Below are 1,595 nucleotides of genomic sequence, written 5' to 3' on the forward strand. Positions count from 1 at the left end.
CTAGTGGTCGCGCCCGTTAATTCGTCGGGGGTGGCGGGTCGAGCCAGGCCGTAGTGTCGCCGAGGTAGAGGCCGCAGGCGCAGTCGAGGGCTTCCTGCGGGGTGCCGGCCGGGTAGCCGGTGGGCAGGACGGACTTCTCGTAGTCGTCGTGGCTGGCGCGGTAGATGGCGAAGCCCCAACTGGTGGCGGATCCGGCGTAGCGGAGCCGGCAGAGCGGCAGGATGGCGCCGTCGGGGAGCCGGCCCGCGACGTAGGCGAACTCGCCGTGGCAGCGGACGGCGATGCCGGCGAGCTGAGGCCAGCGCTCGCGTGCCCGGGCGGCCAGGCGCTGGCGTAGCGAGGTCATAGTCGACTCAGGTGGCCTTGCCATACGGCCATCGTGCCCTACCAGCCTGGCTGCACCATGGAGCGCATGCCCTCCAGTCCCTATGTCATACGCCTTGGCGACGCTGAGCGCGCTGAGCTGGAGTCCCTGTCCCGGCGCGGCTCAGCACCGTTTCGCCTGGTGCTGCGATCACAGATCGTGCTGCTCGCCGCGGCGGGCACGGCGAATCGGATGATCGCGGAGCGGCTGGGCATCTGCCAGGACACGGCCCGCAAATGGCGGCGCCGCTACTGTGAACAGGGCATCGAGGGACTGGCCGACGCACCGCGCCCCGGCAGGCCGCGCGTGTTCTGCGCTCGCATCGTGGCCGGGGTCAAGGCCCTTGCGTGCGAGATGCCCACCTCGAGCGCAACTCCCCTGGCCCGATGGAGCTGTCCCGAGTTGGCCCGCCATGCGGCAGCCAGCGGCATCGCTCCCGCGCCCTCGGCGTCCACCGTGCGCCGCTGGCTCGCCGACGACGCCCTGAAGCCCTGGCAGCACCGGTCGTGGATCTTTCCCCGTGACCCTCACTTCGCCTTCAAGGCATCCCGCGTCCTGGACCTCTACCAGCGGGAATGGGAAGGAAATCCGCTCGGCGAGGACGAGTACGTGCTCAGCGCCGACGAGAAGCCCGGTATCCAGGCCCGCATGCGCATCCACCTCCCGCTCCCGCCAGGGCCGGGGCGAGCGATGCGGATCGAGAGTGAGTACCACCGCCTCGGCACCCTCGCCTACCTGGCCGCCTACGACGTCCACCGCGCCCGGGTCATGGGCCGGTGTGAGCCGACCACTGGCATCAGGCCGTTCACCGCGCTCGTGGACCAGGTGATGCAAAGCGAGCCGTACGCCTCGGCCAGGCGGGTCTTCTGGGTCGTGGACAACGGCTCCTCGCACCGGAACTGGGTGGCGACAGCCCGGCTCAGCGACGCCTACCCGAACGCCCAGATGGTCCATCTGCCCGTCCACGCCTCCTGGCTCAACCAGATCGAGGTCTACTTCTCCGTCATCCAGCGCAAGCTCCTCACCCCCGACGACTTCGAGGACCTCGATGAGCTCGCCGCCCAGATCCTCGCCTTCGAGAACCACTACAACGCCGCAGCCAGACCCTTCGACTGGAAGTTCACCCGCACCGACCTTAACCGCCTCCTGGCACGCATCAAACAGCACGACCGACACGCACCGCACCCGCTGCCCGGATGACCCCCGACGAATTAACGGGCGCGACCACTAG

2 protein-coding genes are annotated in these 1,595 nt (G+C 69.3%); one reads left to right on the forward strand and one right to left on the reverse strand.

Going from position 1 to position 1,595, the window contains the following annotated elements:
* Window positions 1-16: 16 nt before the first annotated feature.
* Complete coding sequence (locus ACSDR0_RS50465) at window positions 17-370, reverse strand: hypothetical protein (protein WP_435296108.1); 354 nt, start codon at window positions 368-370, stop codon at window positions 17-19.
* 135 nt (window positions 371-505) lie between these two features.
* Here ACSDR0_RS50465 and ACSDR0_RS50470 point away from each other — a divergent pair, with 135 nt between their 5' ends.
* A complete protein-coding gene (locus ACSDR0_RS50470; protein ID WP_435296109.1) occupies window positions 506-1,564 on the forward strand; it encodes an IS630 family transposase in 1,059 nt (352 codons plus the stop codon).
* Window positions 1,565-1,595 lie beyond the last annotated feature (31 nt).

This window comes from Streptosporangium sp. G11 (assembly GCF_051192615.1).
In the GTDB taxonomy this organism is placed as follows: Bacteria; Actinomycetota; Actinomycetes; order Streptosporangiales; family Streptosporangiaceae; genus Streptosporangium.